This window comes from Psychrobacter sp. GTC18467, assembly GCF_055397455.1.
In genome coordinates this window covers 2,041,587-2,067,796 of sequence record NZ_AP038920.1, presented here as the reverse complement: position 1 = coordinate 2,067,796, position 26,210 = coordinate 2,041,587, and the positions used below count along the sequence as shown (strand labels likewise).

Annotated in this window: 28 protein-coding genes; 13 read left to right on the top strand and 15 right to left on the bottom strand. The window is 44.0% G+C overall.

Annotation, left to right across the window (positions count from 1 at the left end):
• The first annotated feature begins 174 nt into the window (after positions 1 to 174).
• On the top strand, positions 175 to 687 hold the full coding sequence (locus tag ACZ5XY_RS09215; RefSeq protein ID WP_464740988.1) for a peptidylprolyl isomerase: 513 nt from the start codon (positions 175 to 177) through the stop codon (positions 685 to 687).
• A gap of 132 nt (positions 688 to 819) precedes the next feature.
• Positions 820 to 1,665, top strand: coding sequence for a UDP-2,3-diacylglucosamine diphosphatase (locus ACZ5XY_RS09210; protein ID WP_464740986.1), 846 nt, complete (start codon positions 820 to 822; stop codon positions 1,663 to 1,665).
• A gap of 23 nt (positions 1,666 to 1,688) precedes the next feature.
• On the opposite strand, the gene orn is transcribed toward ACZ5XY_RS09210, so the two are convergent.
• Positions 1,689 to 2,273: an oligoribonuclease gene (gene orn, locus ACZ5XY_RS09205; RefSeq protein ID WP_464740984.1), complete on the bottom strand. Its 585-nt coding sequence runs from the start codon at positions 2,271 to 2,273 to the stop codon at positions 1,689 to 1,691.
• Positions 2,274 to 2,447: 174 nt separating this feature from the next.
• On the opposite strand from orn, the gene rsgA reads away from it, so the two are divergent.
• The 4 genes from rsgA (at position 2,448) to secB (ending at position 5,150) form a co-directional block, all read left to right on the top strand.
• Complete coding sequence (gene rsgA, locus ACZ5XY_RS09200; RefSeq protein WP_464740982.1) at positions 2,448 to 3,563, top strand: ribosome small subunit-dependent GTPase A; 1,116 nt, start codon at positions 2,448 to 2,450, stop codon at positions 3,561 to 3,563.
• A gap of 122 nt (positions 3,564 to 3,685) precedes the next feature.
• Positions 3,686 to 4,132: a rhodanese-like domain-containing protein gene (locus ACZ5XY_RS09195; protein WP_464740980.1), complete on the top strand. Its 447-nt coding sequence runs from the start codon at positions 3,686 to 3,688 to the stop codon at positions 4,130 to 4,132.
• A 209-nt stretch (positions 4,133 to 4,341) separates the two neighbouring features.
• Positions 4,342 to 4,605, top strand: a complete 264-nt coding sequence (gene grxC, locus ACZ5XY_RS09190; protein ID WP_464740978.1) for a glutaredoxin 3 — start codon at positions 4,342 to 4,344, stop codon at positions 4,603 to 4,605.
• Positions 4,606 to 4,697: 92 nt separating this feature from the next.
• Positions 4,698 to 5,150 carry a protein-export chaperone SecB gene (secB, locus tag ACZ5XY_RS09185; protein ID WP_464740976.1) on the top strand — a complete coding sequence of 151 codons (453 nt, stop codon included), beginning with the start codon at positions 4,698 to 4,700 and terminating at the stop codon, positions 5,148 to 5,150.
• Between the two features lie 91 nt (positions 5,151 to 5,241).
• On the opposite strand, the gene adk is transcribed toward secB, so the two are convergent.
• From adk to ACZ5XY_RS09155, 6 genes are all read right to left on the bottom strand, one after another.
• A complete protein-coding gene (gene adk / locus ACZ5XY_RS09180) occupies positions 5,242 to 5,898 on the bottom strand; it encodes an adenylate kinase (protein WP_464740974.1) in 657 nt (218 codons plus the stop codon).
• Between the two features lie 216 nt (positions 5,899 to 6,114).
• A complete protein-coding gene (ccmI, locus tag ACZ5XY_RS09175) occupies positions 6,115 to 7,395 on the bottom strand; it encodes a c-type cytochrome biogenesis protein CcmI (protein WP_464740972.1) in 1,281 nt (426 codons plus the stop codon).
• Positions 7,392 to 7,952, bottom strand: coding sequence for a cytochrome c-type biogenesis protein (locus ACZ5XY_RS09170; RefSeq protein WP_464740970.1), 561 nt, complete (start codon positions 7,950 to 7,952; stop codon positions 7,392 to 7,394). The genes ccmI and ACZ5XY_RS09170 overlap by 4 nt, the downstream gene beginning before the upstream one ends.
• On the bottom strand, positions 7,949 to 8,578 hold the full coding sequence (locus tag ACZ5XY_RS09165; RefSeq protein WP_464740968.1) for a DsbE family thiol:disulfide interchange protein: 630 nt from the start codon (positions 8,576 to 8,578) through the stop codon (positions 7,949 to 7,951). The genes ACZ5XY_RS09170 and ACZ5XY_RS09165 overlap by 4 nt, the downstream gene beginning before the upstream one ends.
• 1 nt (position 8,579) lies before the next feature.
• A complete protein-coding gene (locus ACZ5XY_RS09160) occupies positions 8,580 to 10,625 on the bottom strand; it encodes a heme lyase CcmF/NrfE family subunit (protein ID WP_464740966.1) in 2,046 nt (681 codons plus the stop codon).
• Between the two features lie 123 nt (positions 10,626 to 10,748).
• Positions 10,749 to 12,083 (bottom strand): hypothetical protein, encoded by a 1,335-nt coding sequence (locus ACZ5XY_RS09155; protein ID WP_464740964.1) that lies wholly within the window; start codon positions 12,081 to 12,083, stop codon positions 10,749 to 10,751.
• 280 nt (positions 12,084 to 12,363) lie between these two features.
• On the opposite strand from ACZ5XY_RS09155, the gene rsmD reads away from it, so the two are divergent.
• The 7 genes from rsmD to scpB all read left to right on the top strand — a co-directional run bounded on the left by rsmD (position 12,364) and on the right by scpB (position 18,025).
• The gene (gene rsmD, locus ACZ5XY_RS09150) at positions 12,364 to 13,044 is read left to right on the top strand and encodes a 16S rRNA (guanine(966)-N(2))-methyltransferase RsmD (RefSeq protein WP_464740962.1); all 681 of its coding nucleotides are present in this window, start codon (positions 12,364 to 12,366) and stop codon (positions 13,042 to 13,044) included.
• A gap of 212 nt (positions 13,045 to 13,256) precedes the next feature.
• Positions 13,257 to 13,685, top strand: coding sequence for a 50S ribosomal protein L13 (gene rplM / locus ACZ5XY_RS09145; RefSeq protein WP_201532921.1), 429 nt, complete (start codon positions 13,257 to 13,259; stop codon positions 13,683 to 13,685).
• Between the two features lie 10 nt (positions 13,686 to 13,695).
• Positions 13,696 to 14,082, top strand: a complete 387-nt coding sequence (gene rpsI, locus ACZ5XY_RS09140) for a 30S ribosomal protein S9 (RefSeq protein WP_169393155.1) — start codon at positions 13,696 to 13,698, stop codon at positions 14,080 to 14,082.
• 285 nt (positions 14,083 to 14,367) lie between these two features.
• Positions 14,368 to 15,354 carry an LpxL/LpxP family acyltransferase gene (locus tag ACZ5XY_RS09135; RefSeq protein ID WP_464743849.1) on the top strand — a complete coding sequence of 329 codons (987 nt, stop codon included), beginning with the start codon at positions 14,368 to 14,370 and terminating at the stop codon, positions 15,352 to 15,354.
• A 139-nt stretch (positions 15,355 to 15,493) separates the two neighbouring features.
• A complete protein-coding gene (locus tag ACZ5XY_RS09130) occupies positions 15,494 to 16,579 on the top strand; it encodes a tryptophan--tRNA ligase (protein ID WP_464740959.1) in 1,086 nt (361 codons plus the stop codon).
• A 9-nt stretch (positions 16,580 to 16,588) separates the two neighbouring features.
• On the top strand, positions 16,589 to 17,422 hold the full coding sequence (locus tag ACZ5XY_RS09125) for a segregation and condensation protein A (protein ID WP_464740957.1): 834 nt from the start codon (positions 16,589 to 16,591) through the stop codon (positions 17,420 to 17,422).
• Between the two features lie 15 nt (positions 17,423 to 17,437).
• A complete protein-coding gene (gene scpB / locus ACZ5XY_RS09120) occupies positions 17,438 to 18,025 on the top strand; it encodes an SMC-Scp complex subunit ScpB (protein ID WP_464740955.1) in 588 nt (195 codons plus the stop codon).
• Between the two features lie 57 nt (positions 18,026 to 18,082).
• Here the strand turns inward: scpB and ACZ5XY_RS09115 are convergent, their stop codons facing one another.
• The 8 genes from ACZ5XY_RS09115 to ACZ5XY_RS09080 form a co-directional block, all read right to left on the bottom strand.
• Positions 18,083 to 19,513 (bottom strand): capsule assembly Wzi family protein, encoded by a 1,431-nt coding sequence (locus ACZ5XY_RS09115; RefSeq protein WP_464740953.1) that lies wholly within the window; start codon positions 19,511 to 19,513, stop codon positions 18,083 to 18,085.
• A gap of 39 nt (positions 19,514 to 19,552) precedes the next feature.
• Positions 19,553 to 20,764, bottom strand: a complete 1,212-nt coding sequence (locus tag ACZ5XY_RS09110) for a DegT/DnrJ/EryC1/StrS family aminotransferase (RefSeq protein ID WP_464740951.1) — start codon at positions 20,762 to 20,764, stop codon at positions 19,553 to 19,555.
• A 47-nt stretch (positions 20,765 to 20,811) separates the two neighbouring features.
• Positions 20,812 to 21,624: a DUF4184 family protein gene (locus ACZ5XY_RS09105; protein ID WP_464740949.1), complete on the bottom strand. Its 813-nt coding sequence runs from the start codon at positions 21,622 to 21,624 to the stop codon at positions 20,812 to 20,814.
• A 22-nt stretch (positions 21,625 to 21,646) separates the two neighbouring features.
• On the bottom strand, positions 21,647 to 22,303 hold the full coding sequence (locus tag ACZ5XY_RS09100) for a NeuD/PglB/VioB family sugar acetyltransferase (RefSeq protein ID WP_464740947.1): 657 nt from the start codon (positions 22,301 to 22,303) through the stop codon (positions 21,647 to 21,649).
• Positions 22,300 to 22,923 (bottom strand): sugar transferase, encoded by a 624-nt coding sequence (locus tag ACZ5XY_RS09095; protein WP_464740945.1) that lies wholly within the window; start codon positions 22,921 to 22,923, stop codon positions 22,300 to 22,302. Before ACZ5XY_RS09095 ends, ACZ5XY_RS09100 begins: the two co-directional genes overlap by 4 nt.
• A complete protein-coding gene (locus tag ACZ5XY_RS09090) occupies positions 22,924 to 24,042 on the bottom strand; it encodes a glycosyltransferase (RefSeq protein ID WP_464740943.1) in 1,119 nt (372 codons plus the stop codon). It abuts the gene before it with no gap.
• A gap of 16 nt (positions 24,043 to 24,058) precedes the next feature.
• Positions 24,059 to 24,979, bottom strand: a complete 921-nt coding sequence (locus ACZ5XY_RS09085) for a glycosyltransferase family 2 protein (protein WP_464740941.1) — start codon at positions 24,977 to 24,979, stop codon at positions 24,059 to 24,061.
• Positions 24,980 to 25,070: 91 nt separating this feature from the next.
• Entirely contained in the window at positions 25,071 to 26,087 is a 1,017-nt protein-coding gene (locus tag ACZ5XY_RS09080) for a glycosyltransferase (protein WP_464740939.1), read from the bottom strand.
• Positions 26,088 to 26,210: the final 123 nt, after the last annotated feature.

Genomic DNA, 26,210 nt, shown 5'->3' with positions numbered 1-26,210 from the left:
CCTATTAACAGCCTGATACATGACAGCGCGCAAAAAAGCCGTTAGACTAGCTTCATCTTTTTATGTCATCGCAGTTTGCGGCATAATAAGCCAACCCTATTTTCATCATTAAGCCGTTTTTACGTTTTAAAATTAGGCTTAATCTCAAAATCACAATCAATAAGGATAATTCTAATGGTCGATATGCCAATGGTCGAACTTGACACTACAATGGGCGAAATCGTCATCGAACTTAACGCTAAAGACGCGCCAAAAACCGTTGACAACTTTTTAAACTACGTTAAATCTGGTCATTACGACGGCACGATTTTTCACCGCGTGATTGACGGCTTTATGATTCAAGGCGGCGGCATGGACGCCAGCATGAATGAAAAAGGCACAAATAAGCCCATCGAAAACGAAGCTGATAACGGTCTTAAAAATGACGCCGGAACCATCGCCATGGCGCGGACTCAAGACCCGCATTCAGCGACCAGCCAATTTTTTATTAACGTCAAAGACAACGACTTTTTAAACCACAGCGGCAAAAATATGCAAGGTTGGGGCTATACCGTATTTGGTAAAGTGGTCAAAGGCATGGACGTGGTTAACCAAATCAAAGGCGTTCCAACCGGTCGCTTTGGCATGCACGCCGATGTGCCAAAAACGCCGGTGGTCATTACCAGAGCAACGGTGATTTCTGAATAAGTTTCTGAATAAGCTGACCGATGTTAATTATTGCGCCAAATCGCCATTTTGCAAGCTTAGTTTATTTGCAAGATTAGCTTAAAAGACAGCATTGCAAAATGGCAAGTCATGGATTTTTGGAAGCGCTTTTTTATGCAAGATTTTGACCATTTGATTACCACCCGACCGCATGAGGTTTGGCAGGTGTTAATCAGCGATTTACATTTATCCATGGATGAGCCTGCCTTAGTGCAGGCTTTTTTGGCGCTGCTTGAGGATTGCATTGCCTTGCCAAAGCTTAAACGCTTATTTATCTTAGGCGATTGGTTTGAAGTTTGGCTTGGTGATGATGCTTATTTAAGCTTAACTGACGCTGAAAAAAAAGCGCATTGGCTCACCCCAATGCTTAAAAAATTAATCGCTTTAAATCAAAGCGGCTGCGATATTTTGGTCATGCACGGCAACCGTGATTTTTTATTGGGGCAAGAGTTTTGCGATATTTTTGGTGGGACGCTGATTTTTGAGCCGTTTGAAATTACAGTTAATGGGCAAACCTTTATTTTAGAACATGGCGACGCCCTTTGTACTGACGATAAAAAATACCAATGGTTTCGAAAAGTCATTCGCCACCCCCTTACTCACTGGTATTTTCTCAAAAAACCGCTTAAAAAACGCCTTGCCATTGCGGATAATTTGCGCCAAAAAAGTCAGCAAGACAACGCGGTTAAAACCCAAGATATCATGGACGCAAATTCAGAAGCCGTTGCCAAATCACTTCAAAATGCCAAAGCTTTAATTCACGGTCATACTCACCAACCTGACCATCATCAAATCAATGATAACCAATCGCGATTTGTGCTTGGCGATTGGCGCGTGATTGATGGCGAGTCCAGAAAGCCTAAAGTTGAAGCGGTGATTGGCGTGGTTATTGCCGAAAACGATATTAACGCCGACTCAACTGAAAGCTTTCGATTGGTTAAATTTTGCGCCCGCGTTTAATGTTTAGCTTAAGCAACTCATTATTAAGCAATCAGTTTAAAAAAATGCTCGCGGTAGTGTTTTAACTCGCGGATGGAGTCGCGAATGTCATCTAGCGCTAAATGGCTGCTGTTTTTTTCAAATTTTTGCAAAATATCGGGGCGCCAGCGAAAGCAAAGCTCTTTAATTGACGACACATCCAAGTTGCGGTAATGAAAAAAGCGCTCAAGCTCAGGCATCTGCCGCGCTAAAAAACGCCGGTCTTGGCAAATGGAGTTGCCGCACATTGGGGATTTGCCGCTATCGACCCATTTATTTAAAAATTTGATGGTTTCCGCTTCCGCTTCGGCAAGCGTGACCGTGCTTCTTCGAACGCGGTCGATAAGCCCTGATTGACCATGCTGTTTGGTGTTCCAATCGTCCATGCCGTTTAAAATTTGGTCAGAAACTTTGATGGCAAATACCGGACCTTCTGCCAAAATGTTCAAATCCTCGTCGGTGACGATGGTGGCAATCTCAATAATCTCGTCAGAAAGCGTATTAAGTCCGGTCATTTCAAGGTCAATCCAAACCAAGCCTTTTTTGCCTTGATGTTTAATCTTAATCTTATTGGGATGCTCACTGGTCATATCAAATCCTTGGAATAAAAGGGGGCGACGCTCGGCGGCTTAATCCTATGAACCGCAATTTTTGCAAAAATAGGACAAAATCCTAGTCCGCTGATGCCGCTTTAGGCTGTATGTTAGCAAATTTTCACGCTACACTTAGCGCTAATCGATTTCTTTTTTGCACAAGGCGCAATTATGGCACTCATCCGGCAACGAAAACTGACCCATCAGCAAATCCGCCGAATTGAAAAACAGCAAAAATCAAGCCAAGCAAGCGATGATGAGGCGCTTATGGACGGCGTGGTGATGGCGCATTATGGCAAGCAGCTTGAAGTTCAAGTGACAAGCCTGCCCGCCGTGATGCCACAGCCGCCAGCAATTGAAGATGGCGACCCTGAGCCATTTTGGCAGCCGATTGTCATGAATGACATTTGGCGCTGTCATGCCAGAACCAATTTGCCGATGCTGGCAACCGGCGATAACGTTCGCTGGGCTGCCGATCCGAATACCGGCTTTGGGCGCATTGAAGCCATGCAGCCGCGCGTATCGCTCATTCAGCGCCCTGACCGCTACCATAAATTAAAACCCGTTGCCGCAAATATCGATATCTTAGCAATCGTCTTTGCGCCCTTGCCAGCCGCTGCGCCAACGCTCATTGACCGCTATTTGGTCGTTTGTCATCATGCCGGCGTCAGACCGCTTTTGGTACTCAACAAATCTGATTTACTTGCCAATGAGCCCAATGCGGAAACGGCAAAACTGCTTGCTGAATATGCGCAATTGGGCTATGACAGTGTATTAACCTCGGTGGATTGCCCTGAAAATATTGCAAAAGCTGATGCCAAAAATGACGCCAATCGCGGTTTGGATGATTTAAAATCCTATATTGATAAAAAATTAGTCATTTTCGCCGGTCAATCGGGCGTTGGTAAAAGCAGCCTGATTAACGCGCTACTTCCAGAATCGGCACAAAGCGTCAACGTCATCTCTGAAAACTCGCAATTAGGTCAACATACCACAACCACAAGCCGACTGTTGCCTTTTGACCCGCAAGATTTAACCCAAGGCGGCATCGTTGACACCCCCGGCATTCGCGAGTACGGCATTTGGCATTTGACCCCTGAGGACATCATTTCAGGATTCATTGAGCTTGCGCCGCTTGCCAAAGACTGCCGTTTTCGCGACTGCCGCCATACCCAAAACAGCAAAGGCTGCGCGCTTTGGCAAGCCGTTGCTGACGGTCGTGTTCTTAAGCGCCGCGTTGACAACTTGGTGACTTTACAAGAGGAGGCGGACACCAAACCGTATTAAGTTATCATCAATTAAATCAGTTATTAATCGTTCATGAATTTGGGCTTATCGTTTTACTACAGGTCAGCTTGGCGGTATAATGACGGGCTTAGCAAGTTGGCTTAACATTTGGGAGAAAGGCTTTGGATCGCGCGCTTGAATTTATGGGAAACCACCCGTTTTTATTTGGTATTTTAGCCGTATTGGCGGTGCTGTTTTTCACCATTGAAAACAAACGCAGTGGCAAAAAAATCTCCCCAAGTACCCTTGGTATGATGGTCAACTCGCAAAACGCGCAATTGATTGATATCCGCCCGAAAAAGAAATTTGAAACTGGCTTTATCCAAGGCAGCCGCAATATTCCATTTACCGAGCTTACCAACCGCTTAGACGAAATTCGTGCCATTGAAGCCCCCATCATTATTGTTTGTGATATGGGCGTTCAAGCAGGCGCGGCGGTACAGTTGATTGGTAAAGAGAATGTTTACCGCTTAGATGGTGGTATCGGCGGCTGGCAAGCCGCAGGAATGCCGTTGGTTGGCGACAAAACGCAAGCGGCGAAAAAATCCAAACCGACGCTTCAAAAATAACCTCATCAGCCCGTTACTTATAACAAGGCATCGTTATCGGTGTCTTTTTTTGCTCAATTTAATTAACAGCTAAAACTTTAAAAAAACTTTCCATTTAGCTTGAAATTGGTACTGGCATTCCCCACTAATGATAAGAATTATTATTTTAATAATCTAAAGCTCGATAACCTACAATTAAAATTTACCTAGGCTAATAAAAAGGATTCCCCATGAGCGTTTCTGTCAAAGTTTATACCACGCCAATTTGCCCTTATTGCTCGAATGCCAAGCAGCTATTATCGTCTAAAGGCGTTGATTATGAGGAGATTGGCATGCATGACATGAGCATGGATGAGCGCCGAGCGTTGATGCAAAAAACCAATAACTACCGCACCGTTCCGCAAATCTTTGTTGGCGATACCTTTGTTGGCGGTTTTGATGAGTTAAACAAGCTTAACCAACAAGGCAAACTTGATGAAATGCTTGCCGGATAAGCATTTTTTTATTTTAATGCCCTTATTTTTGAGGCAAAACTAAATTTAAAGACCAATCATCTTTAAAAAACTAACAACTTTAAGGAATAACCATGAGTGAAGAACAAGCCCAACCACAGCTTGCCCTTGAGCGTATCTATGTCAAAGACATGTCGCTTGAAGTTCCAGGCGCGGAAGTATTTACCAAAGAATGGAACCCTGAGCTTGACATCAATTTATCAAGTTCAGCTGAAAAGCTTGATGACGACCATTACCAAGTGGTATTAACCGTCAGCGTGAATGCCAATAACTCAGAAGAAGCGGCATTTATCGCTGAAGTTCACCAAGCCGGTATTTTCTTATTAAAAAATATCCCAGAAGACCAACTTGGGCAAATCTTAGGCGCGTATTGCCCTAATGTCTTGTTCCCTTATGCTCGCGAGGTCATCAGCGATATCGTCACTCGTGGCAGCTTCCCGCAACTGCTACTTGCGCCAGTCAACTTCGACCAAGCTTACGCGCAAAGCCAGCAGCAAGCTCAAGTAGATGCTCAAGGTAACGCTTAATTTAGCTTGAGTTTCTAAAGCTAAATACAAAAACCCTGATATTCAATCAGGGTTTTTTATTACTTTTAACATGGCGCGTTTTAAAAACACATTAGCCTTTTAAAGCGGCTAAAATTTGTTCTTTGACCTCTTGAATGGGCTGGGTGCCATCAAATTTATCATATTTTGGCGCGTTCTCGCCTGCTTTTGCTTGGTCTTGATAAAAACCAACCAGCGCGGAAGTTTGCTTTTGATATGTGGCTAAGCGCTCACGAATGGTATCTTCTTTGTCATCGTCACGCTGAATCAGGGGCTCGCCCGTCACATCATCAATACCGTCAACCTTTGGTGGGTTGTGAGCAATGTGATAAACGCGACCGGAGGCAGGATGCTGACGGCGACCAGACAAACGGTTAACGATGTCATCATCAGGGACGCTGATTTCAACAACGTTATTGATGGTAACGCCGGCATCACTTAGCGCTTGCGCTTGCGGAATGGTTCGCGGAAAACCGTCAAAAATGCAGCCATTGGCGCAATCAGGTTTTGCAATACGCTCTTTCACCAAGTTGATAATCAAATCATCAGATACCAAGCCACCTGAATTCATGATGCCTTCTGCTTGGCGACCAAGCTCACTGCCCTCTTTAATCGCTGCTCGCAGCATGTCGCCGGTCGAGATTTGCGGAATGTCAAATTCTTGGGAAATAAACTGAGCTTGGGTGCCTTTGCCCGCACCTGGGGGACCAAGCAAGATGATTCGCATCATAAATCACTCTCCAATGATTGGCGGCTGCCAATATCTAAAAAAATTGTCAAAAATATAAAAATATTTAAAAAGGTATATTGTTACTCAATTATTGCCCGATTACCTTAACTTGCTTGCCTTAAAAGCTCAAGTATTTTTTGAACTTTTCAAGGCAAAGTAAGGCAGCTAATTTGTTAAACACGCGGTTAAAAGCCAAATCAAAACTTAAATCTTAACTTAAGGTACTTGCCGATTGATTTCGATATTGACCTTATTTTTATCAGCGCCAATGACGACAGGGTTTGCGGATAAGTCGCCAGATTCTGCCGTGGCATTGCCGCTATGGCTGATTCTTGCAACGACCGCCAGTTGGATTTTATCGGCGCGAGCGCTTTGTAGCGTTCGATCAGGCATCATCGCGTCCAAATCGCTTAAGCTAACCACCGCTTGACCTTGTTTGATGACGCTAATGGGCAGGCGTTTTGCGGCAAACGGCGCGCCGCCTTTGACGTCACGAATGGCAACAAACAAAGAATCATCGCCTTTAATCAGGGGCAATAAGCTTGAATTAACAGTTACGGTCACTTCAATACCTTCTGCTGCCTGTGCTTTTTGCTGCTCAACATTGGCGCTTAATTCATCAAGGCTTGCCAAGGCGCCGGAATGGTCGCCCGGTTTTGCCGCAATATTTGTGCGAAGCTGTGTAATCCAGCGCTGAGCTTCATCAAAGTTATTGCTTCGCGCCTCGCCCATCGCCATCAGCATTTGCGCGCCTTCGTGACTGGGGTTCTTGGCTAAAACGTCCATCAGCACGCGGCGGCTGTTGGCATCAAGCTGACCACCATTTGAAAAAAAGCTAATCTGCGCATACGTGGTGGCAATTTCATCATTATCAGGCGCTAAGCGATACGCCCGCGATAGCGCCTCTAATGCCGAAGGGGTTGCCTCAAGCGATAAAAACAGCTCAGATAAGCGCATCCAGCGGTCGGGGTCATCAGCATGGCGATAAACGTTGGTTTGCATAGCACTGATTAATGCTCTGCCATCTTTGATTGCCCACTCAGGCGGCTGGTCAATTTTAGCAGTCAGCAAATCATCCGCCACTTGACCCACGCTGTCTTCTGCTTGCCAAAGCTCAAATACCGGTGTTCTATTGTCCACGAGCAGGTACGCCAGCGCGGCTAAAATCGGCACCCAAATCGTCACGATTAATCGACTTTTGATACCGGGGGCAACCATAGGCGCAATGTGGCGCTTAGCATCAAGCAGTTGCCGCTCAAGCTCAAGCTTTTGGTTTTGATAATGGCTGTCATCAATGGTTCCTGCCGCTTTATCGTCATTTAACTCAGCAAGCCTGGTTCGAAATACCGCAATGTTTAAATCAAGCAGCTGATTGTCCACCGGATTGTCCGCAAGCTTTCTTGCCCGCAGCCACGGGGTAATGACGATAAGTGCCAAAAGAATCGCCGTTAATAGACTCAGGGCGATAAATAAGCCAATTGTCGAAGATAAGGTCATGAGTTATCCTTAGTACGATTTTCGGTACGCTCGGCTGATAAGTTTTGAGCATCATTTTGCCCTGACAGCATTCGCTCAAGCTCGGCTTGCTCACTTGCACTTAACGCCGCCACCGGTTGCTGATTTTGCTGCAACTTTAAAAGGCTTTGCCGTTTATGAGTTCGCCAAAACCAGCCGGCAATCAGCACAATCAATAACAGCGGCGGGAAAAACCACAAAATCCAAGTTGAGGGTCGAACCGGCGGCTTGTAGCTGATAAAATCGCCATAGCGTTCTTGCATATAATCGCGGATTTCGCTGTCGCTACGACCTTCTTTCACCAAATCATAGGTTTTTTGCTTTAAGTCTTGGGCAATGGGGGCATCACTTGCCGCCAAATTTTGATTTTGGCATTTTGGGCAACGAAGCTCTTCAATCAATCCGCGGTACTGGGCTTCTTGCTGCGGCGAGTCGAACTCATAAACGTCAATGGCGGCAAAAACGCTGATGCTAAATAGCGCGGCTATCATCACGCCAATGATTTTGCTAAAAAATGGCAGCTTGTTATTTATCATCATTGACAAACCTCTTTTAGCGATTTGGTATCGGGCGCTTGACCTTGTTTATTGTTCAACAGCATCAAACACGGCGCAATTCGGCTTTGCCAGTTTTCTTCACTCACCTCGCCGATGATGTGCTGACGAATCACGCCATCGCCATCAACCACAAAGGTTTCAGGAGCGCCGGTCAATCCCAAATCTAAGGCAAATTGCCCCGATAAATCCTGAATTGACATGGAATATGGGTCGCCGCGCTGATTTAAGTAACTCAGCGCATTGCCGATTTCATCTTTATAATTGACACCCACGATATTGACACCGCGGTCTTTTAAGTCCATCAAAAATGGATGCTCAATAATGCACGTTGGACACCACGAGCCCCAAATATTGATTAAAAAAGGCTGCTTGGGCAAATTGCTGTTGGTCATGTTGCGCGTGGTATCGGACAAGAGCGGCAACTCAAAGGTTGGCACAGGACGCTCAAGGGCAGTATTGGTCACGATTTCAGTTGGCTTACCTAGCCGCAAATACAGCATGACCATAAAGCCTAAAAACACCAACAGCGGAATTAAAAACCAAATTTTCATTTGTTTTTTATTCATGGTTTTAGGCGTGACCGGCTTATTTTGATTAGAAGTATCCATCTTACTTCTCCTTTGCATCGGTATTTGCAGCAACGGCGGGCACAGGATATGAGTCATCGTAGCTGTCATGCTCAACCACCACACTGTCGGACAACAGCTTTTGCTGTCGTGACTGCAAGCGATAACGACGGTCAAACATACTTAAGGCAGCGCCAAAGGTCATCACCAAAGCGCCAAGCCAAATCCAGCGAATCATGGGTTTGACATAAATTCGAACTGCCCATTTGTCGCTACCTTCAGCAATCGGCTCGCCAAGCGCCACATAAACGTCGCGAATAAGGCTGGCATCAATCGCCGCTTCCGTCATCGGCATCATGCTGACAATATAAGTTCGCTTATCAGGATACAAGGTAGTCACCGGCTTGCCATCTTTACTGACCTCAACTTGAGCTTGCATGGCATCGAAGTTACTGGCTTTAATTTCATTAAAATCAACGATTTTAAAATCGTAACCTTGAACATGAACGCTGTCATTTAGCCCCATTGCCACGTCGCGCTCGATACTTAATGAGGTGGTAAAAGCAACCCCAATCACGCTCATAATCACGCCCAAATGCGCAATTTGCTGACCCCAATAGCTTAAGCGAAGCTTGCCAAGACCGCTGACAAAATTAGGGGCATTTTTGGTTTTGTCTTTAAAATCAACGACCATCCAGCCAAGCACCCAAAGGCTTAGCGCAACGCTCACCCCAATATTAAGCATGCTTGAGGGATGGGTAAAATAAGCAATGATTGCGCCTAATACTAAGCTGCTCACGCCAATAATTAAGCTTGCGCCAAGTAATGGTCTTGAGTCTTTTTTCCAGCGGATATTTGACCCCATTCCCATGGCTAACAGCAACAGCCAAGTTAAAGGGACAAATAGCGCGTTAAAGTACGGCGGACCTACAGACACTTGACCAAGCTTAAAGGCATCAGCAATGATGGGATACAGCGTTCCAAGCAAAACGACAAGCGTTGAAATTAAAATAATGACGTTGTTAATGACCAAAAATGACTCACGCGAAATCAGCTGATATTGGCTTTCAACCGTCAAGCGCCAACCACGAACGGCAAACATCAATAAGCCGCCGCCAACAATCACCCCTAAAATCATCAAAATCACCAACCCGCGCGTTGGGTCAGCAGCAAACGAGTGCACTGAGGTAATAACCCCTGAGCGCACCAAAAACGTGCCAAGCAAACTTAACGCAAAGGCAAAAATGGCAAGCATAATCGTCCAAGCTTTAAATACACCGCGCTTTTCGGTCACCGCTAATGAGTGCAAGAGCGCCGTTCCGGCAAGCCAAGGCATCAATGAGGCGTTTTCAACGGGGTCCCAAAACCACCAACCGCCCCAACCAAGCTCGTAATATGCCCACCACGAGCCAAGCGCGATACCAACGGTCAAAAAGCCCCAAGCAGCCAGCGTCCAAGGTCGTGACCAGCGCGTCCAAACCGCATCAAGCCTGCCTGCCCAAAGTGCCGCCATACAAAATGCAAACGGCACGACCATGCCCACATAGCCCATATAAAGCATTGGCGGGTGAATGATTAACCCAGGGTCTTGCAGCACAGGGTTCAAATCCGCGCCATCAACGGGCAGATTTGGTAGCGTTCTGGTGAATGGCGATGAGGTGAAAATCAGCATCGTCAGCATCATCGTCTGAACACCAGCCAAAATCACCAAAACGCGAGCGCGCATCGCAAGCGGCAGACCACGACTAAAAAACGATACCAACGCACACCACGTTGCCATGATGGTCATCCAAAGCAGTAGCGAGCCTTCATGACCGCCCCAAGTTGCCGACAGCTTATAATACCAAGGCAGCAAGCTATTTGAATGCTCAGCCACATAAACGAGGCTAAAATCATTAAAATAAAACCCCGCCATCAAGCCGCCAAAGGAAACCATCATCGCCGCAAACTGCGCCCAAGCAAGACTTGGCGCCAAACGCTGCCAAGCCACTTGGTCACGAATCACGCCAATGGTGGGCAGCACCACTTGCAAGACTGCCAACACCAGTGCGCAAAGCAGTGCAAAATAGCCCAATTCTGTGATTAACATACACCTAACCTTGTAAATTTGGTCATTACCGCGACCTTTTAAGCCCTTGCCGCGTCACCCTTTATCTTTCAATATCATTTTAACATCAGCTGATTTCACTTCATATCAGCCGCTTTAACGTCATCAATTCGCCATGGGATAAAATACCAATATCAAATGCAGCCAACCTGCCAAAAACCCTGTTAAGCCGCCTAAAATAATCAGTGTTAATTCATCTTCACGAAAGGCAGGTCTGAGCAAATTTTGAAACTCATGCGGCGACAGCGCCCGAATGCGGTCGCGAAATAACCCAAAGATTTTACTGGCGCGGCTTTCATTTAATTCAGGGTCACGAAGCGGCACCATCGTCGCTAAAATCGACTTATCAATAATGGTATTTTTAAGTTTACCAAACTCGCGCCGTCCTAAACTTACCCGAAGCGACGTTCTCACCACCGGCGTGTCCAAAATCTCATACAAATGCGACTTCATCAGCTCACGCGTTTGCCCCGCCCGCGCCCCAAACATCATCTCATTCATGATATTCTCAAGCGTTACCAAATCACGAACCACAATTTCAGCAAACACTTCTGACACTTCATCTTGGCGCTTCATAAAACCGCCCTGCCAGCGAAAGCTATCCCAATGCGGCTTTTCAAGCTTGATAAATGGAAAACTGCCTGTCACGCTAAACAATTTAAAATAACGAATAAATCGTGGCTCAACCGGATTAAACACCATCCAAATGGCAATCCAATTGGTAAGCAATCCCCAAATTGCAGCAAAAAATGGCACCGTCCAATGCTGCGGAATAAACAGGAAAATAAACATCTGAACGATGCCAAACACCAGCCCAATCAGCGCGCTAATATGCCAAATAAAATCAATCTCTTTTTGACCAACCTTTAAAAACATATTGACCATCAAGCGCCGGTCGCTTTCCATCTTATTGACAATCATCTGGCGCATATCGACCAAATCTTCAACATGAACAGTCAAATCATTCACGAGCGACTGCATGATGCTTGGTAGCATTTGATGGGCTTGCGCGTAAATGCGCCGTTTTACCGCAAACGGCAGATTGCGCCAAAGCGCCTCTGAGCGCTCAACCATGATTTCATCAATCAAATCTTCAAGGTTTTTATCGACCGTTTCGGTGATAAACTCCGCCATTTGGTCAGGCTCCATCGCTTGGAAAAACTCATCAAGCGAGCCAAGTTTTGACAGCGTTTGGTCAACGATAACGCCGGAGATTTTCCCCGCCTTTCTTGGAACAATGCCTTGCCAACCAATCCCCGGCAGCCCAAAAAATGGAAAATGCGGAATGCGAATCCCCCAAAACTTAATGGGATAAAACAGCATTTTAAGCGCCATCCAAACATGAACCCAAGTGACAAACGCGGTCACCGGCGGGATGGTCAGCATCGCTAGAAACTCAGGATGCTCAGCCAGCAGTTGCCAGATTGAGGTTGCGACCATGTTGCGATGCCCTTGAAAATTGCTTTTGACAAAAACGATTGTGCCAAAACGCAGCGGATTGGCAGATGATAGGTTTAAATCACTTAAGCCTATTAGGATAATTGAAAAAATTGTCTGATTTTAGCACACCTTGGCACTATTAGCATCTTAGCCAACTGCCACCAAAAGCAGTTTTTTTGGCAAAAATTTATCACAAACTTTGTTAAAATACCGCCCAATCCTTATATTAACTGCTATTAACAAAGCGCAATTGAGCATTTTTTATTTACAATTAAAGATTATGAAACAAAAAAAACCTACTCGGCAATCGGTATCAACAAGCAAAAAATCAGCTTTTAAAAAATCTATCATTAATAATTCGTCAGCGAAACCTGCAATCAGCGACGTTCGCATTATTGGCGGCGCGTTTAAACGCCGAACGGTCAGCTTTATCGATGCCGAAGGCTTACGACCAACGCCCGACCGCCTTCGCGAAACCTTATTTAACTGGCTGATGGGCGATATTTTTGGCGCCCGCGTGTTAGATGCTTTTGCCGGCAGCGGCGTTCTTGGCTTTGAAGCGCTCTCTCGCGGCGCGATAAACTGCACCTTTATTGAAGCCAATCGTGAGCAAAGTCAGCAGCTAAAAGTCAGCGCTGATAAACTTAAAATCAACCCTGAGCAATTACAAATTATTCAAGGTTTTGCCGAAACGGTTTTAAATCAACCAAATTCAAACGTGCCCTTTGATATTGCCTTTATTGACCCACCCTACGCGCTCAACCTTTGGCAGCCTGTATTAATGGCGTTAATTCAAAACCAGTGGATTGATGACAACACCTTGATTTATTTAGAAGCTGACCAAGACTTAACGCCCATGTTAAGTCGTATTTCTGAGCCGTTAAGTGCGGAATTTATCTGCCAAAAACAGGTCAAAATGGGTCAAGTTACCGCTGGACTTTATTGCTTAAAATCGGCATAATAGTCGGGTTTTAATCCAAATTCCCAAGTCTTGCCGCGCTTTGCCAAATTTGGCTTGATGACCCTGTATTTTAAGCGCTAATAAAAAAATATTAAGCTAAAAATAACGTCAATGCCGCTTGCAAGCAGCAAGGCGACTGCTTATAATGTGCAGTCTGTTTTTTGAGAGCCCCGTTCCCAAACTCTCAACGACTTTTACTTTAAGGTTTTATCATGAAAACACTTAGTGCAAAACCAGCTGACGTAACCCATGAGTGGTTTGTCGTCGACGCTGACGGCAAAACGCTAGGTCGCCTAGCCAGCCAAATCGCTCTCCGTCTTCGCGGTAAGCACAAGCCATCTTACACCCCGCACGTTGACACTGGCGACTACATCGTAGTTATCAATGCCGACAAAATCGCGGTAACTGGCAAAAAAGCGCAAGATAAAAAATACTACCGTCACACCGGCTATCCTGGCGGAATCAAAGAGACCAACTTCACCAAGCTTATCGCTCATAAGCCTGAAGATGTTCTACAAAAAGCAGTGAAAGGCATGCTGCCAAAAGGTCCTCTTGGCTATGCAATGATTAAAAAATTAAAATTGTATGCCGGAACTGAGCACCCTCACACCGCTCAGCAACCAAAAGAACTAGACATCTAAGGAGCCACTTATGGAACGCAATTACGGAACAGGTCGCCGCAAAACGTCTACCGCTCGTGTCTTTTTAGCTAAAGGTACTGGTAGCATCGTTGTTAACGGCAAGCCACTTGATGAATACTTCAGCCGTGAAACTTCACGAATGGTCGTTCGTCAGCCATTAGAATTGCTTGATTCAGCAACTGCTTACGACTTTTACATCACGGTAAAAGGCGGCGGCATCAGCGGTCAAGCCGGTGCAATCCGTCACGGAATCACCCGCGCCCTTATTGACCTTGACGATGCTAACAAACCTGCACTAAAAGCTGCTGGCTTTGTCACTCGTGACTCACGTCAAGTTGAACGTAAGAAATTGGGACTTCGCAAAGCTCGTAAGCGTCCTCAATTCTCAAAACGTTAATTATTTTGTTGTGCTTTTGGTTGTTTGTTTTATAACCTTACAGCGGCAAAATAAGAAAAACCTTATAGGCTACGGCTTATAAGGTTTTTTTATTGACAAACTAAAGCAAAAACGCAGCAATCTAAGCTAAATCCTTGCAATCACAACCGCTCTGCCCCATCATAAAGCTAAAATAATAAATCACAGAGTCTTATGAAAGCGCCTGAACAATTCGACCCCAAACAGCAGCAAGCAAACCTGCAACCAAAGCCTGCTCAAAATCATAAGGTTGTGCTTCCAAAAGGCATGCCAACAGCAACACAAACCCACAAGCAAACCGCAGTTGCTAAAAAACAGCCGTTTCAATGGCAGTTTTTATTGCCCAAATATTGGGGCATTTGGCTGGCGTTTTTGCTGATTTTGCCGATGATGTATTTGCCGCTTCGGATTCAATTTTGGCTTGGTCGCAAACTTGGAATTTTGGTTTATCATTTAGCCGCCTCGCGCCGCCGTGATACCTTGATTAATTTAAAATTGGCATTTCCTGAAAAGCCAGAAGTTGAGTGCGAACTGATGGCAAAGCAGGTTTTTGTCAATCAAGGTATTGGACTTTTTGAAACCTTATGCGCTTGGTTTCGACCCAATTTGTTTACCAAAACCGTCACTATTTCAGGACTTCAGCATTTAATCCAAGCTCAAAAAGACGGCCGAGCGGTCATTTTACTAGGCGCTCATTATACCATGCTGGATTTGGGCGGCTTATTATGTACCCAATTTTTCCCTGCCGATTGTATGTACCGACCACAAAATAACGCGCTGCTTGATTGGTTTATTTATAATGGTCGAACGAAGATTTTTGGTAAGCAAATCTCAAGCCGCGATATGAAAAGTTTGGTTCAATCTATTAATGACGGTCATGTCATTTGGTATTCTCCTGACCAAGATTACGGCTTAAAGCAAGGGGTGATGGCGCCGTTTTTTGGCATTCCGGCAGCCACCATCACCATGCCAAGACGCCTTGCAAAACTCGGCAGTAAAGCAAACCCACCTGCCGTTATGGCGCTGCATACCTACCGGCAAACCCCTGATAACATTCCAAGTGGCAAACGACCGCATTACCATATTACCATCACCGAAGCACTTGATAATTATCCAAGTAATGATGAAGTGACTGATGCCACTCGCGTGAATGAAATCCTTGAAAGTCTGATTCGCATTGACCCCACCCAATGGATGTGGTTTCATCGGCGCTTTAAAAATAATGAAAATGGTCGCAGCGACATTTATCAATAATCAAAACGGCGGCGCTCAATACCGCCAATTTTTGCTATACTGTGGCATGACTTTTTAAGCTTAATTGAACCGTTTGCAGCACTGATTTGCAATACCTCTCTTGCGACATAATCTTGCAATAATAATGATGGAACACCCGATGACTTTAGAATCAAAATCTGCGCAAAATATCAACGATAAAACCGCTGCCCCAAAACGCATTTTAACTGGAATTACGCCAAGCGGAATCCCGCATCTTGGCAACTATGTGGGCGCCATTCGCCCTGCCATTGACGCCATTAAAAATAGCAATGACGATGCGTTTTTCTTTTTGTCAGATTACCATGCTATTATTAAATGTCATGACCCTGCCATCATTCATGAGTCCACCAAAGCCATTGCTGCCACTTGGCTTGCTTGCGGTCTTGACCCTGAGCGCGTGACCTTTTATCGCCAATCCGACATCCCTGAAATCTTGGAGCTTGCTTGGATTTTAAATTGCTCGTGTGCCAAAGGGCTGATGAATCGCGCCCATGCTTATAAAGCGGCGGTTGATTTAAACTTAGAAAAAACCGACGTCGATGCCGACCACGGCGTTACCATGGGGCTGTTTAGCTATCCAGTATTGATGGCGGCTGACATCTTGATGTTTAATGCCACCCACGTTCCGGTGGGTCGCGACCAAATTCAGCATATTGAAATGGCACGCGACATTGCAGGAACGTTTAACCATAAATACAAGTCGCTATTTACCTTGCCAAGCGCGGTCGTTGACGATGATATTCCGCTGCTTACAGGACTTGATGGTCGCAAAATGAGCAAAAGTTATCACAATACCATTCCGTTATTTGGCGAGATTAATCCGCAAGTCAGCTCTGAAAAGCAAATGCAAAAAGCCATCATGCGCATTGTTACCAACTCGCAATTGCCAAATGAGCCTAAAAATCCGGACGACTCGTCTATTTTTGAGATTTATAAAGCCTTTGCCACCCCTGATGAAATCAAAGCAATGCGAGCGCAATTTGAAGCTGGAATCGGTTGGGGCGATGCTAAAGAGGCGCTATTTAACAAAATTAATGATGAAATTGCCCCTTACCGCGAGCGCTATGAGCACCTTATGAGTCACCCAAAAGAGCTTGAGGAAATCTTGCAAATGGGGGCGGCAAAAGCACGCCGTCATAGTAAAAAACAGCTAGATAAAGCGCGCCGAGCGATTGGCATTAAACCGCTTGCTAAATTTAAATAGCTAATACCAATGACCAATTTAACCGTCAAAGCGCCAAATCAGCCGGATTCTGATTTGGCGCTGCGCATTTACCAAACGCCGATCAATAAGCTGCCGGAGGATTTATACATTCCGCCACAAGCCTTTGCGATTTGGCTTGAGCAGTTTGAAGGACCATTAGATTTTTTATTGTATTTAGTCAAAAAAAATAACATGGATGTCACCACGATGGCGATTTTGCCAATTACCGAGCAGTATTTGGCTTATATTAATAAGCTTGATACCCATCATTTTGAATTGGCAGGCGATTATTTATTAATGGCATCAACACTGATAGCGATAAAAACGGCGCTACTGTTGCCCAAACCACAAGTTGCCAATGATGACCATGACCCAAAAGCGGAATTGATTGAACGGCTAGAAGCTTACGCGCAGATTAAAACTGCAAGTAGCCGCCTTGATAATTTAGCTCGACTTGAGCGCGATGTGTTCTTAGCGCTTGCAAGCCCACCAAACCAAGAGGCAATTAATGCTTGTCTGCCAAAACTTTCCCCTGATTTGTTAACGGCAAGCCTGCTTTTAATGCAGCAGCGCCCTGATTATCAGTTGCATTCGGTCAAAGTCGATGCCGTTCCGCTTGCTGAACGTATTAGGAGCATCAGCCGTCAATTACAACACGCCGGCAGCACATCATTTTTTGAGCTTCTTGATAAATCTCAAGGCAGCATGGGCGTAGTGGTCAGTTTTGTTGCGGTTTTGGAGTTGATCAAGCGCCAAGCTGTTTCGTTAATAACGCCTCAAGTTTTACCAGATTCTGATATGCCGCTGTCCAAACTGTGCCTTGAATGGCACTATAAATCATAATTACTGTTTTAAACTATGACTGAAAATCCTAACAACCCGCCCAAATCGACCTCGGCATTTTTACAAAATCAACAAAACCTTCAACTTACGAGCCGGCAAATTGAAGCGCTACTTCATGCTTCGGATGCGCCGTTAGCAGAAGCTTTTTTTAAAAAGCAACTCTCAATAACGGCTTTACAACTTGAGCAAGCGCTGAGCATCTTGCAGGAGCGCTTAAGCCAAGGCAGCTTAACGCTAAATAAAACGGCAAGCGGCTACCGATTACAAATTGCCGACCACTTTAGCCCACTTATTCAGCGCGTATTCCCGCAGCGTCAAGAACGCTTAAGCCAAGCGTTTCTTGAAACCTTAAGCATCATTGCTTATAAGCAGCCGGTGACTCGCGGTGATATTGAGCAAATTCGCGGCGTAAGCCTTTCAAGTCAAATCTTGCGGCAACTGTTTGATAAAGGCTGGATTAAAGAGTCAGGATTTAAAGACACGCTTGGCAGACCCGCCCTACTGCATACCACGCCGTTATTTTTAGATGCCTTTGGGCTGAGCCATTTAGATGAGTTGCCAGAGCTTCCTGATGTTCAAGCTTTAGCAGAGTTTAATCATTAAAAAAGGCGCAGTTTTTATTAATGCGCCTTGTTTGAAACAGCAATTTTAAATTTAGTGTTAACGGTAAGTCAATTCAAGTCCAACACCGGCACCGATATCGGTCGAGTTTACATCAGAATCCACCGCCCAAAGTCGTGTGTTAATCAACGCTTGCGGCTGCCATTGGTGCGACCACGTCACATCAACGACTTTAAGCTTATCCGTCGTTGGAAAGGCTTGGTTAATATCGTTGTCGGCTTGGTTTACTTTAGCGTATTGCAATTTTGCAGTCACAAAATCTTCAGGACTCACCCAAAGCTTACCACCAACGGAAACGCTTTCAGCATCCCCGCCAAGCGGGTGACCTAACGGATAACCTTGCTGATAATAGCCATCTTTATAAATTGAGTGGTTGTAAGAAATATTGCGAACACGGCCATTAGTTCGTGTATCGGCATATTCAGCATACAGCTGATACGGCATATTATTAATTTGTGAGGCATAATCTGCGCCCGCCAAATACATTTTTTTGGATGGCAGTCCGCCCGCTTCATCTTCTCCGACATAGGTAGCATAAACTCCGATAGGTTTATTGATAAGCGATGCCAGATTAGCTTTTAAATCAAAACCAGCAAGTTGGTTGGCGGGGTCTTCTTTGCCGGTATCGCCATTATCCCGAAGTCCAGTAAGCGCATCAACAAATGAATCTAGACTTCTTGGCTGACCCTCACCGCCCCAAATAAAAGTTCGCGACGCGCTGGCTTCAAGCCAAGGCCAAGGATTGGCGGTTAAGCGCATGCCAAAAAGGTTGGCATCAGGTGCTGAGGTGTAATCCTCAAGTTGACCTGCAAACAGCTGATACTGCCAAGGTCCGACCCAAGACAAATATTTTGAGGTTGGCGCGGTTTGCTCATCACGCTGCATGGTAAAGCCGGTTACCGGACGGGTAGCATCGCCACGAATCAAGCTGCCTTCGTGACCTGGTCCCCACCAAGCAGGGATTTTGCCAGCGATCAACCACTGATTAAACGCTGTCCCTGCTAGGTATGAGCCATCAAAATCAACGGTGCTGTCATCAATCAAATCATCATTTTTAACGCGAGCTTTAAGATTAAACTCCCAATCTTGCTCACTCAGTCCGAGTCCTAATATCACCTCTTGACCTGCCATTTTATCATCAGCAAAATTTTGCGGCAGGGCTTCACGGTCGGTTTGCACATAAGCATCAACCGTGGCTGTAACGCCATCTCTACCGTAATCATTTAGTGTTGATTGAACCGACGCCACGACTTGCTGCTGAGTTTGATTAGCAATAGTTGCGGTCGCCAGAGCACGTTTTATTTCGTTACTTGTGAGCGGCCACGTACTGGTGCTGATTTGAATGACGCCTTGAGCGTTGAGCCAGTCTAAATCAGACTTAAGTTTCATATCATTCATATACAAGTTTTGCGCAGATACTAAGGTTGAAAGCAATCCTGCGCCAAGCAATAAGCTGATTTGTTTATACATAGTCATCACTTTTGAATCAGTTAATAAAAGCAGACAGTTTTACGCTGCTGAATCGGCTTCAATTTGGCTAAATACGGTATTTATTGCTTGAACGGTTGCTGCAATCTCGCTGTCAGTCAGCGTTGGATGCACCAAAAACATCAGGCTCGTTTCTCCTAACTGCTTGGCTACTGGCAAGCGCGACTTTGGTCGCAAACCTGTATCATCAAAGGCTTTTTCTAAATAGACTTCAGACGCTGACCCTGAATAACACGGAACGCCAATCGCGTTGATTTCATTGATAATTCGGTCGCGTGACCACTTGGCAGGTAGGTTATTCGGATTGACATAAATATAAAGCTTATAATAAGCATGAGTGCAATCGGCAAACTCCGCCGACGTCTCAAGCGTTGGTACAGATAAATAACCTTTGTCTTCCCAAGTTTTGCAAGCGCTCAAAATAGCTTGCGCGTTCTTGGTACGTTTTGCTGTCCAATCGCTCATTCGATCAAGCTGAATTCGTCCAATGACCGCTTGCATTTCCATCATGCGCCAGTTGGTGCCAAAGCTTTCATGAAGCCAGCGGTAGCCTGGTGGGTGCTCGGTCTCATAAACCGCCTTGTAGCTTTTGCCGTGGTCTTTAAACGCCCACATTTTGCGCCAAAGCGCCTCATCATTGGTGGTGACCATACCGCCCTCACCGCCTGTGGTCATGATTTTGTCCTGACAAAAGCTCCAAGCGCCAATATGACCAATGCTACCAACGCTTTTGCCTTTATAGCGCGCACCATGAGCTTGAGCGCAATCTTCAATGACAAATAAATCATGCTCATCAGCTAGCGCCATAATGCTATCCATATCACACGGCCAACCGGCTAAATGAACACAAATAATAGCGCGCGTTTTATCAGTCATTACCGCGCGAATGGTATCAGGGGTAATATTGCCCGTATTTTCATCAATCTCAGCAAAAACAGGCGTTGCTCCAGCATTCACCACGCAAGAAATACTGGCAATGAAAGTTCGCGGCGTCACGATGACCTCATCATCTTCGCCGATGTTCAAAGCTTGCAAGGCGACATCAAGAGCAAGCGTACCGTTACCAAGCGCAATGGCAAAGCGGCTGTCTGCCCAATCGGCAAACTCTTTTTCAAACTTTCGGCACTCCTCTCCTGTCCAATAGTTAACTTTATTAGACAGAAGCACTTGGCTTACGGCGTCGGCTTCAGCTTGAGTGAAACTTGGCCACGGTGAAAACTTGGTGTTGAGCATATTGCCGCCTTAACAGTAGTTAATTTTAAAAGGATAATTAAAAGAGATTATAATCGCTTCAATCGCGAACAAAACTGAAAAATTATAGCGTAACCTAGCACGCTCAGCATAGCACCTTGCATAGTTCCTACCAAGACTTTTGCCATAAAGCCGTAACTATCACTTGCATATAGCTGACCAGAACCAAGTCCTGCAAAAGTACCACCTGCAATGCTGCTTGATGCAACTGCTGACACGACCAGCAAACTTAAATACCGCTTTGACTTTTTATCGCTGTCTTTGATTAAAGAATGTAAGTTTAAAGTGCGCTTAAATTCTTGTAAACGCTGAAAACCAAATCGAGCCAGCCACGCCAGCGCAATAATGGAAGTTAAGTATTGCAGCACTCTAGCGCCGCTCATGGCTTCCAAATAAGGCGGCTTAACCTCTGACTGCAACCATACAAACTGTTTGGCAATAAAGCCATCACTATGCGTCGTACCATCCCAAACCAAATGCGTCGCCGCACCTAACATAAGCCCAAGTGAAACCTTTAGCCAAAATACAAGCCTGTCTTTAACAAGATAAGCTTTATGTTCTTCTAAAGCTTTATAGTCACCCCTAATAAGCCAAGGTACAATCAACGCTTTAACTGCCGGCCGTACTAGCCAGTGCCAAACTGAAAAAACAACGAGACCGCTTGGCAAACAATAACTGATAATCCCTGACCAATCATGCGATTTTTGCGACAGCTTAGAGTAGCTTCCTAACACATAAGGCAAATCAGGCAGCATCGTCCCTATCATTAACGCTTCAAAATTAAGCCATTTTGAGCGGTAAAAAGGAATGGCGGCTGCCAAATGTGATATGGTAAATGCCATTGCTTGCCTTAAATTTACAATGTTATGGCTTTATCAGTGGTCTTGCTGGATTACCCACCACCACTGCTCCTGCCGGAACATCTTTAGTAACTACTGCGCCCATGCCAACAATCGCGCCCTTGCCAATCACTAATGGCTTATCCGGCGTGCCTTGTTTAATCACAGCACCCGCGCCAATATAAGCATGATCTTCAATATGGATGTTGCCATTACAGCTCACTCGCGGGGCAAAGGTGACAAAATTGCCAATCATGCAGTCATGCTCAACGTAACTATAAAGATTGGCATGAAAGCATTTCCCAATGGTTACGTTTGCACCGATGGTCACGAACGGACTTAATGCAGCACCTTCAGCAATCGCCACACCATCCATAATAATGGTCGAGGCAGCTTGAACGTGCCAAAGCTTTATATTGTCAGTAATTAGTTTTTCAGCAATTTTCTGCCGGATGCTGCTATTAGCAATCGCAATGAGCACCGATTTTTGCGATGCTGGCAAACTTTTAAAACGCTCGTAATTCATCGCTTGGTAGCCGTTGACTTCCGACTCTGACGTCAGCGCATCATCGATAAATACCAGTTTTGCGTCAGGCGCAGTTCGCTTTACTTGGCTTGCGGCAATTGGCATTAGGCTGCGACCACAGCCGGACGCGCCATAGACGGCAAATAAGGCAGTCATGATGCTACCACATCTTGCAAAGCTTGAGGATTATTTCCTGCAAACTTACTCATCGTTGCCTCACCATCGGCGCTAATGCCGTCTTTAATCACCACTTTTTTAACCGTTTTTAATAATATCTTAATATCGAGCCAAAGCGATTGATTGTCCACATACCACGTGTCCAATGCAAACTTTTCATCCCAGCTAATAGCATTGCGACCATTAACTTGCGCCCAGCCGGTAATGCCGGGTCTGACCTCATGGCGGCGCGCCTGCTCGGTATTATACAGCGGCAGATATTCCATCAATAGAGGCCGTGGTCCTACAAGGCTCATGTCACCTTTGATAACGTTAATAAGCTCTGGCAACTCATCCAAGCTTGAGCTACGCAGCATCTGCCCAAACGGCGTCAAGCGCTCACTGTCAGGAAGTGGATTGCCTTCACTATCTACTGCGTCACGCATCGTTCGAAACTTAATCATCTCAAACGGCTTACCATTCATCCCAGGACGAGTCTGCCGAAATAACACTGGCGAGCCAAGGTTTTTTTTGACCTTATGAGCGGTAATTGCATAAACAGGAGCCAACGCTACTAAAGCTGCTGTTGCGGCGGTGATGTCAAAAAGGCGTTTGATCATTTATTTCTCATCTTGTATTTGATTTACATAAAAGTCTAAATAGTTTTGCCAGACCTTTTTCTGTTCAAAATTTTCTACTGCCCAATTTCTCGCATCAGAATATTTACTGGTAAAATTTTTATCCTCTGCTGCTAAATCAATAGCTTTAGCAATAGCTTTAGTGTCTTTAAACTTAAAGCGCTGTCCACTAACACCGTCTTTTACACTATCTTTGATACCAACCACATCATAAGCAAAAGTTGGAACACCACAACTTGCTGCTTCAATAGCTACATTACCAAAACCTTCACGGTGGCTCAAAAATAGATGAATATCTGCATCTTGAAAGTATGAAGCAACATTGTCATTGTCCGTATGAGGCACATGCTTAACATTTGGGTGAGTACTGAGCAATTCATTCAGGAAAATTTCCGATTTATTATCTTCAATCTTACCTACTAAAAGAAACCTTAAATTAGCGCTTTTGGTCTCGTCAATGACCTCTGCTAGATCACGAAGTCCTTTATCATCACAAATCCTCCCAACGCTTAGAACCGTAAAGATATTATTCTCCGTTGTTCTATCTTGGTCAGCGTTTATAGTAGCAGGGTTATACTTTACCGTATCAACTCCATTTGAAGACCCGCTTCCTAGCACTGTTCCTTTGCTAAGCTTGAGCAAGCCATCATCGAGGTAGGCTTGACGTAGCGAATCAGAGATAAAAACTACTTTGGTCGAGGTCGATAATGCTATTTTATCCAACATATGAAAAAATAGTCGCTTCTTTCCAAAGAAATTCTCATAGACACGACCACGCACTATAGCAACTCGGTGTTCATGCAAAGTAAGAAATGAAGACACACTTCCTAGTAATAATGCTTTTGGAGTCGAGTAAACCACAATATCAAAACGATTGAGCGTCAAATACTTTATTAAAAAAGCTAGAGACTTCATATCTTTTAATAAGGACGGGTTACGCATAAACCCAGCGTTAATTACTCTACCCACATTGCGCTTCCTCAGTATATCAAACTGAGTTTGGTCACCTCCACAAATCAGCGTAATATCAAAATCTGAATTATCTCTAATAAACTCAAGCTGACCACGACATAGCACATTGAATGAAATGGCATCAGTCACTATGAAGCATATTTTTTTAGTCAATTTTACTATCTCCCTTAAAACTAACCATAGGCAGCTCAGTGCTTAATATATGATTAATTTCATCTTCAATATGCTTTTTCTCCAACGCAGAAGCCGATGTAGCATTACGGCGATTACGAGCGGCCTTAACACCTAAGCTAGGAAAGAGTCTTACTAACAGTGTCTTTGCTATATTATTAGCTAAAGCTTTTGACTTAATTCTTAGTCCAAAATTACTTTTTGCATCGGTAAGTATAGTATGGCGTCCCATTGCATAAGCAAGTAATAACTGTTTTTGTGTAACATTGCTATCTTCACGATAGAAGTAAAGCGGTTCTGAAATAAAGACTATATTTAAATCGTTTTTAGAGAATGACCGTACCCATAAGTTTGTATCTTGTGATTTAATCATAGACTCTTTATAAGGATTGCGCTCAAACCATGCACGTCGCCCTAATAAAGAAGCATGAACTATGCCTGAGCCTCCAGATAGTAGCTTCTTATTAGTTATTAAATGATTATCACTGACACACCGAACTGACTTTATTTCATTTTTATCGCTCAATGAACAAAGTCCTGTCGATACCAAATCGACGCTTGGATTATGTTTTAATATTTCAATCTGTTTTTCTATCCTCGTAGGCGACATCATATCATCGGCATCCATACGAGCTATAAAATCATACTTAGCCAGTTTAGTTAATTCATTCAGTCTGGCTGCTAAACGGCGATTTTGACCATCAGAATAAACAGTAACCCTTGAATCTTTAATAGAGTTTGCAATCTCAAGGGACTTATCATTTGAGCCATCATCGATAAGGATAAGTTCCCAATTTTTGTGAGTTTGAGCAAATACAGAACGAATTGCATTTAGCAATGTAGATTCAGCATTATAGAATGGAATACAAATACTTACAGGGCAGCTATCTTCCATTTAAACCTCTCAGAATTTTCAACTATGTAAACATCATGAAGAAAACTTTATATTCATGCTAATACTATTTAGATTTCAAATAGGAATATTTCTAATCTTCAGACAAAACAAAGGATAAATAATTTTTAGATATTGTATTGCAATGATATTTCTTGCGATGGTCTTTATAATCCTTTGTTAAACTGTGACGTAATGAAGGGTTTATCATTAACTTTTTTAATTTCTTTTCAAAAATATCACTATTATTTAGGGGTATTAAAAAACCATTCTCATTATCTTTTATTAAATCAGACGGACCAGCGTAACAGTCATAGGCTATGCAAGGAAGGGGATAACCAATAGCTTCACTCAGAGCATTGGGAAAACCTTCAGAAGTAGAAGTAAATGCGAAAATTGATGCTTTAGACAGATAATCATCGACATTTTCTACTGCTCCCATCAGCTCTATACGATTTGTGGCCTTATTACTATTGATTTTCTGTTGCAGAAACTCCCTCTCTGGACCTTCACCTAAAATCAATAATTTCCATTCTTTTTCAGAATCAGCCTTTAGAAAGATATCTATTAATTCGCTAAAATTTTTACTTTTAATCAATCTCCCTACAGAAACAATTATCTTTTCTTTTTCTTTATTTGATTTTTCTGAAAAATCTTTTAATGGGTTTGCTATTACTGTAATATTGTTATTAAATTTCTTTTTTAAAGCTATTTCTTTTGAAATTTCTGTCTGAGCAACAATTCCATCAGCTATGGGGTAAGTTAACTTACGGAGCTTTTCTGTTAAAAAACTAAATTTAGCCTTTGGATTGCTTCTATCCGATATATATACAGGAACGTTTGCTATCTTACAACAGACTATAGATAGAGGGTTGAAGACTTCACTAAAAGCAATTACTGCTGCAGGATTTATTTGTTTCAAATCACTAATTAGCTTAATTGCAATCTTTAGCTTTGCAATGACCCCTCCCCTATAAAGCTGCTTAGGCGCTATCACAACTATATCGTCATTAATTCTATAAGCTCTATTATCTCTTAATAGACAGATAATATAAACATTGTGCTTTTCTTCCGCACAATAATTAGAAATTAGTGAGACCACCCTTTCCATCCCCCCTCTTTCTAAAGAAGGAATTATTAAACATATAGTTTTTTTACTCAGCATATTGAATACAATCTCTATAAAGCATTAACTCTAATGTACAAAATCCATAATTTTTTAAATTTTCTTCGT

What these genes read in the sequence shown, in the direction of transcription:
- ACZ5XY_RS09080 (WP_464740939.1), bottom strand. Translation starts at nt 26,087, where the DNA reads ATGGAAAGGGTGGTCTCACTAATTTCTAATTATTGTGCGGAAGAAAAG.
- scpB (WP_464740955.1), top strand. Translation starts at nt 17,438, where the DNA reads ATGACTGAAAATCCTAACAACCCGCCCAAATCGACCTCGGCATTTTTA.
- ACZ5XY_RS09095 (WP_464740945.1), bottom strand. Translation starts at nt 22,923, where the DNA reads ATGATCAAACGCCTTTTTGACATCACCGCCGCAACAGCAGCTTTAGTA.
- secB (WP_464740976.1), top strand. Translation starts at nt 4,698, where the DNA reads ATGAGTGAAGAACAAGCCCAACCACAGCTTGCCCTTGAGCGTATCTAT.
- ACZ5XY_RS09105 (WP_464740949.1), bottom strand. Translation starts at nt 21,624, where the DNA reads ATGGCATTTACCATATCACATTTGGCAGCCGCCATTCCTTTTTACCGC.
- ACZ5XY_RS09115 (WP_464740953.1), bottom strand. Translation starts at nt 19,513, where the DNA reads ATGTATAAACAAATCAGCTTATTGCTTGGCGCAGGATTGCTTTCAACC.
- ACZ5XY_RS09165 (WP_464740968.1), bottom strand. Translation starts at nt 8,578, where the DNA reads ATGGATACTTCTAATCAAAATAAGCCGGTCACGCCTAAAACCATGAAT.
- rplM (WP_201532921.1), top strand. Translation starts at nt 13,257, where the DNA reads ATGAAAACACTTAGTGCAAAACCAGCTGACGTAACCCATGAGTGGTTT.
- ACZ5XY_RS09135 (WP_464743849.1), top strand. Translation starts at nt 14,368, where the DNA reads ATGCCAACAGCAACACAAACCCACAAGCAAACCGCAGTTGCTAAAAAA.
- ACZ5XY_RS09215 (WP_464740988.1), top strand. Translation starts at nt 175, where the DNA reads ATGGTCGATATGCCAATGGTCGAACTTGACACTACAATGGGCGAAATC.
- orn (WP_464740984.1), bottom strand. Translation starts at nt 2,273, where the DNA reads ATGACCAGTGAGCATCCCAATAAGATTAAGATTAAACATCAAGGCAAA.
- ACZ5XY_RS09125 (WP_464740957.1), top strand. Translation starts at nt 16,589, where the DNA reads ATGACCAATTTAACCGTCAAAGCGCCAAATCAGCCGGATTCTGATTTG.
- grxC (WP_464740978.1), top strand. Translation starts at nt 4,342, where the DNA reads ATGAGCGTTTCTGTCAAAGTTTATACCACGCCAATTTGCCCTTATTGC.
- ACZ5XY_RS09170 (WP_464740970.1), bottom strand. Translation starts at nt 7,952, where the DNA reads ATGATGATAAATAACAAGCTGCCATTTTTTAGCAAAATCATTGGCGTG.
- ACZ5XY_RS09110 (WP_464740951.1), bottom strand. Translation starts at nt 20,764, where the DNA reads ATGCTCAACACCAAGTTTTCACCGTGGCCAAGTTTCACTCAAGCTGAA.
- ACZ5XY_RS09085 (WP_464740941.1), bottom strand. Translation starts at nt 24,979, where the DNA reads ATGGAAGATAGCTGCCCTGTAAGTATTTGTATTCCATTCTATAATGCT.
- ACZ5XY_RS09160 (WP_464740966.1), bottom strand. Translation starts at nt 10,625, where the DNA reads ATGTTAATCACAGAATTGGGCTATTTTGCACTGCTTTGCGCACTGGTG.
- ACZ5XY_RS09155 (WP_464740964.1), bottom strand. Translation starts at nt 12,083, where the DNA reads ATGGTCGCAACCTCAATCTGGCAACTGCTGGCTGAGCATCCTGAGTTT.
- rsgA (WP_464740982.1), top strand. Translation starts at nt 2,448, where the DNA reads ATGGCACTCATCCGGCAACGAAAACTGACCCATCAGCAAATCCGCCGA.
- rsmD (WP_464740962.1), top strand. Translation starts at nt 12,364, where the DNA reads ATGAAACAAAAAAAACCTACTCGGCAATCGGTATCAACAAGCAAAAAA.
- rpsI (WP_169393155.1), top strand. Translation starts at nt 13,696, where the DNA reads ATGGAACGCAATTACGGAACAGGTCGCCGCAAAACGTCTACCGCTCGT.
- ACZ5XY_RS09100 (WP_464740947.1), bottom strand. Translation starts at nt 22,303, where the DNA reads ATGACTGCCTTATTTGCCGTCTATGGCGCGTCCGGCTGTGGTCGCAGC.
- ACZ5XY_RS09130 (WP_464740959.1), top strand. Translation starts at nt 15,494, where the DNA reads ATGACTTTAGAATCAAAATCTGCGCAAAATATCAACGATAAAACCGCT.
- ACZ5XY_RS09210 (WP_464740986.1), top strand. Translation starts at nt 820, where the DNA reads ATGCAAGATTTTGACCATTTGATTACCACCCGACCGCATGAGGTTTGG.
- ccmI (WP_464740972.1), bottom strand. Translation starts at nt 7,395, where the DNA reads ATGACCTTATCTTCGACAATTGGCTTATTTATCGCCCTGAGTCTATTA.
- adk (WP_464740974.1), bottom strand. Translation starts at nt 5,898, where the DNA reads ATGATGCGAATCATCTTGCTTGGTCCCCCAGGTGCGGGCAAAGGCACC.